Source organism: bacterium, assembly GCA_024226335.1.
Lineage (GTDB): Bacteria > Myxococcota_A > UBA9160 > SZUA-336 > SZUA-336 > JAAELY01.
Window position 1 is genome coordinate 1 of the sequence record JAAELY010000159.1, and the last position, 4,654, is coordinate 4,654.

Below are 4,654 nucleotides of genomic sequence, written 5' to 3' on the forward strand. Positions count from 1 at the left end.
AAGACCCGCTCGGGCAAGATCCTGCGCGGTACCATGCGCAATATCGCCGACGGCGTCGACTACAAGACCCCGGCGACCATCGACGATCCGCAGATCCTGACCGAGATCACCGGCGCCCTGGCCGGCATCGGCTATCCGCGCGCGCCGTCTTGAGCGAGGTCTGGGGCGACCGCATTGGCGCCCCGAAGGCCTGTAGTTTTGGGTTGCCGCTCCACGGGATACGAGATCAGTTTCGGAGCAATTGGGCTTCCGAGACCCCCGTTCCAAGAATGCGTTCCCGCCTCCCACGGCAGGCTGATTCGATTCAGGCTCGGTCAAAGAGCCGCGGGCGGCGAGGGTGGATGACGGGTTAGGGAGTGGTTCAGGTGATTGCGGGCCAAGCTTGTCGATGTTGTGTCTCTCGCTTTGGTGTAGCATCGGCATTAGAGAACTGTTAGATCGGCGTAAGTCCAGCAGGAGGAGGTAGACGTGCAGCTCAGCGAGGTCGCCTTCAGGGGCTACAAAGCCTTCCCTGGAGGAAACGGCGGCGATGTGCTTCTTCAGAAGTTGACGCTCGCGCCACTCACCCTGGTGTTCGGGAAGAACAATAGCGGCAAGAGCGTGGTGGTGCGGCTGCCGCGGCTTCTTCTCGGCGCCCTCGCAGGCAATGAGGACCTGCTGCCGCTCGAAGTGAGAGGCATCAAGTACGGCGGTAGGTTCGTCGACATCATTCACGGTGGCGAATTCTTTGGACGCCCCACGTTCGAGATCAGAGCAACGCATGGCGGCGAGATGCTCGATGTCTCAGCGACTCTCTACAGCTCCGGCGCCCTTGCAGCCGATGAGCCGCCTGAGCTCTGGGCCTACCGAATCCGCTCGCCTGAGGAGTTCGAAATCTCTCCGGAGGCAGGGACGGTAAATCCAGGATTTCGTGGTCTTCTTCCCAGCGAAGCCCGGTGGGATCGATGGCGTACCGCCGCCTCCGCAGAGCTGGACCGAATGGTCCACCTCGGCCCCACCCGGGCGACGATTCAGCCGTCCTACGTTGAAGAGCGACCCTCGCAGCTGGAGATCGATGGCGGGCAGGCGGCCCAGTGGCTGCGTGCTGATGCCGCTCTGGCAGACGCTGTCGGCATGTGGTTCGAGGAGCACATGGATGGATGGCGCCTGTCTTTAACCCGCAGTAACGAGAGCTTCAGCCTCTTCGTTAGGAAGAGCGAGTCCATGACGGCCAACCTGGCACGCGCTGGCGAAGGGCTCCAGCAGGTGTTTCCAGTGGTCGTCCACCAGCTCCAGCGACAACGCTCCGTGACCGGCGGCTTCCTGGACGTGGTCGAGCAGCCGGAGATTCACTTGCACGCGGCCGCTCAGGCCCCGCTCGCCGATCTGTTCATCGATACCGCCTTGACGCGGCGGGGTACGGTGCTGGTTGAGACGCACTCTCAGCCGTTGTTGCTGCGGGTTCAAAGGCGTGTCGCTGAAGGCATGATCCCGCACGACCTGGTCGCCCTCTACTATGTGGACGTTAACGACGAAGGCAGCATGCTTCGACGGGTTGGTCTCAGTCCAGACGGAGAGGTCGACTGGTGGCCTGAAGGCGTTTTCGAAGAGGACTTCCAAGAGGTGGCAGCTATTCGTCGCGCGCAGCGGCGACGCATAGGGCTTGGAAAGGCGGGATGAGATTTGTCCTTCACGCCAACGCGCTGAACGGCGATGGCCAGATCCTTGCTCTCCTCGACCGACTCGTTGACCGGGTCGCTGACGAGGTCCATCGCATCGACGTGCCGGATGCGGACCTGCTTCAGGAGTCGCTCTGGTACGAAGAAGCACGCCCACTCCGGCGAAAGATCTTGACGACGGCGATCGCCAGCCCACCACGAAAGGCAGTCGACGACCGCGGTCCACACCTGAAAGTCATAGAAGTGGAGGACGCAGAGTCGACGCGGCTTGCCGACAAGCTCGCCCACACCCCTCTAGTAGTTCTGGTCGAAGACCGCGAGGCCGATGGTTTGTTGCTTGACGTGTTTGTGGAAGCTTTGCGACAGCGATGCCAAGTGGCCCGGCGACGTGCAGAAGTCAGCCGAGGCCGTCAAGCAAATATGTAAAGATCATCGCGTTCCGTGCAAGGTCTTGCGAAAGCGCTGCGCTGAGAACTACATTCCGGACAAGGTCTTCGAGGTCGTGCGTGATGATCCGAGCAACACCAGCCGGGCGGAGCGGTTCAACGCGCTCCTTCGAAGGTCTCCCGTGCAGCGAAATCACTTCCCCGTTAAGACTAAACTGTCTAATAAAGAGCGTCTCGGGGCCATCGAAGCTGGGTTGTATGATGAGAGCGATGTGGCGGATTTGATTCTGTTGGAAGAGCGTCTGTTCGCGAAGCGCCCGCGTCCATTGAAGCGCCTGCACGACGAGCGGCGGGGGTTTTTCACGGCCGACGGTTTGCGCGAGCGCGATGGTGTCGGCGAGATCGACAACCTGCTTCGGGCGATCGCTGGGGAGTTCTAGATGATGGCCAGCCAGAAGGTAGACGTTCCGGAGATCACGCCGCAGGTCGTGCACCTAATCGACCTGCTGAAGTGGGCCCGCGAAGGCCGCCTTCGAGTGCCGAGATTCCAGCGGGAATTCGTCTGGCGCCGACAGGATATCTTGGACCTCTTCGACTCCATCTCAAGACAGTACCCGATCGGAACGCTCTTCCTCTGGGGCGCCAAACCGATGCCGGAGCATCGTGATCAGATCGGCCCTCTCAAGTTGCCGGACTACCAGGGAGAGACCTGGCTGGTCCTCGACGGGCAGCAGCGACTAACTACCCTGGTGGGCGTGCTCCTCCGGGAGGATCCTCAATGGAACGATGAACTGGACGAGGATCCCGATCGATGGCTTATCTACTTTGACGCACAGCCTGAGCCGGAAGGTGGTTTCAGCCACTTGCGTCGAGGCGAAGAGGCCCCGATGTCGTATATCCCGGCACCGGCGCTCCTCGATACGAAGAAGCTAATTGCCGAGGCAAGTCGCATGCTGCAGTCCGAAAAGCGCGAGGAGGCAGAGATCTGGGTTGATCGCGCTCAAGATGTGGCGCGGGCGATTCAAGGGTACCGCGTCCCAATTGTGCATTTTTCGACAAATGATCTAAGCACCGCGGTAGAGAGTTTCTCCCGTCTCAACAAAAAAGGCCGCAGCATCGGTCAGGACGAGATGTTCTCGGCCCTAACCTATGAAGAGGATAATGGCAGGCGGTTCCATCTGGCTGGCGAGATCGACAAGCTTCAGCGATCCATGGTCCGGTCCGGATTCGGAGAGGTGAATCGGACGATTCTGCTGCGTGCGGTGCTCACTGCCGCCCGGCTTGATATGTACCGGACGGACTGGTCACGCCTGGGAGAGCAGGTGAAGTCAGATGTCCGCGAAAGGCTGCCGGCCGCGGTCAATGAAGCGGAGATCGGTTTGGAGCACGCGCGTGCCTTTCTTCGAAGCCATGGCGTCCTCAATGCACGTATGCTCCCATATAGTGCCCAACTCGTTGCGCTGTGCGCTTTCTTTGGCCAGTGCTCTGAGCCCACGGTCAAGCAAAAGCAGTTGTTGACGCGCTGGTTCTGGTCTTCTTCATTTGCTGGTTGGTTCGGTTCAGCCAACCCTGCACGTGTGCGACGCTTAGTCGAAGAGCTTCGTGACCGCATCTCAATGGAGCAGGCGCCGACGTTACTGGAGAACATGGAACTGGAGCAGCCGGCGCTTCCCACGCCTCTTCGATTCGATCTTCGTAGCGCTCGCGTCAGAGCTCTTATCTGCGTCCTCCTGGGTCGCTCACCGAGGCTTCCGAATGGGAAGCCGCTAGAGCTCAAGCAGGCTGCGCAGCTCTTGTTCGAGAGGGGGCCCGAGGCGATGAGTTCGGTCTGCGCGACGGTGAAGGACTCGGATCTGCGGTCGAGTCCGGCCAATCGGATTCTTGATGTTGCGCCGCAAGTTCCGGGGCAGGCCAGAAACTGGCTGGTCAAGCTGGATCCGGCGGTCCGGGATGCCGTGTTGGATAGCCACGCAATGCCTGCTGACGCGCTCAGCTTGATTCTCGACGGTCGTAACGACGATTTCCTCCGTTCCCGAATGGAGCTTCTGGCAGAGCTTGAGCGGGAGTTCATGGACAAGGTCGGAGTCAGGCAGCCGGTCAGCAATGAGCCGATGCCGAGTCCAATCGATACCGACGATGATCCTCCGCTTGCGTTGTCGGAGGAGTCGGGGTGAAGTACAGATGGACCATGGGCGAGGCCCCCGCTACCTCTTCCTGGCCGGCGAGAGTGCGATCCCGCTCGGCTACCCGGCCGGCCCCCGGCTGGGACGTGCGCGCCCTGGGGCCCGACGGCCGCGACGTCGCGCCCGGCGAGACCGGATCGCTGGCCGTCCGCCTGCCGCTGCCCCCCGGCACCTTTCCGACGCTGTGGAACGCCGCGCGCCCCGACGAGATCGTCACCGAGGTCATCCGCGACGTGCGCCGGGAGATCGGTCCGATCGCCGCCTTCAAGACCGCGGTGGTCGTCGAATCGCCTGCCCAAGACCCGCTCGGGCAAGATCCTGCGCGGTACCATGCGCAATATCGCCGACGGCGTCGACTACAAGACCCCGGCGACCATCGACGATCCGCAGATCCTGACCGAGATCACCGGCGCCCTGGCCGGCATCG

5 protein-coding genes and 1 pseudogene are annotated in these 4,654 nt (G+C 61.6%); all 6 read left to right on the forward strand.

Annotated elements, in window-relative coordinates; translation table 11 throughout:
- On the forward strand, nt 1–153 hold a 153-nt coding region (locus GY725_07645), incomplete at its 5' end, for a propionyl-CoA synthetase (GenBank protein MCP4004052.1).
- 315 nt (nt 154–468) lie between these two features.
- Nucleotides 469–1,659, forward strand: a complete 1,191-nt coding sequence (locus GY725_07650) for an AAA family ATPase (protein ID MCP4004053.1) — start codon at nt 469–471, stop codon at nt 1,657–1,659.
- A complete protein-coding gene (locus GY725_07655; GenBank protein ID MCP4004054.1) occupies nt 1,656–2,084 on the forward strand; it encodes a hypothetical protein in 429 nt (142 codons plus the stop codon). The genes GY725_07650 and GY725_07655 overlap by 4 nt, the downstream gene beginning before the upstream one ends.
- Nucleotides 2,047–2,484 carry a hypothetical protein gene (locus GY725_07660; GenBank protein ID MCP4004055.1) on the forward strand — a complete coding sequence of 146 codons (438 nt, stop codon included), beginning with the start codon at nt 2,047–2,049 and terminating at the stop codon, nt 2,482–2,484. The genes GY725_07655 and GY725_07660 overlap by 38 nt, the downstream gene beginning before the upstream one ends.
- A gap of 3 nt (nt 2,485–2,487) precedes the next feature.
- Complete coding sequence (locus GY725_07665; GenBank protein MCP4004056.1) at nt 2,488–4,218, forward strand: DUF262 domain-containing protein; 1,731 nt, start codon at nt 2,488–2,490, stop codon at nt 4,216–4,218.
- Between the two features lie 125 nt (nt 4,219–4,343).
- Nucleotides 4,344–4,654, forward strand: a pseudogene (locus GY725_07670) (propionyl-CoA synthetase).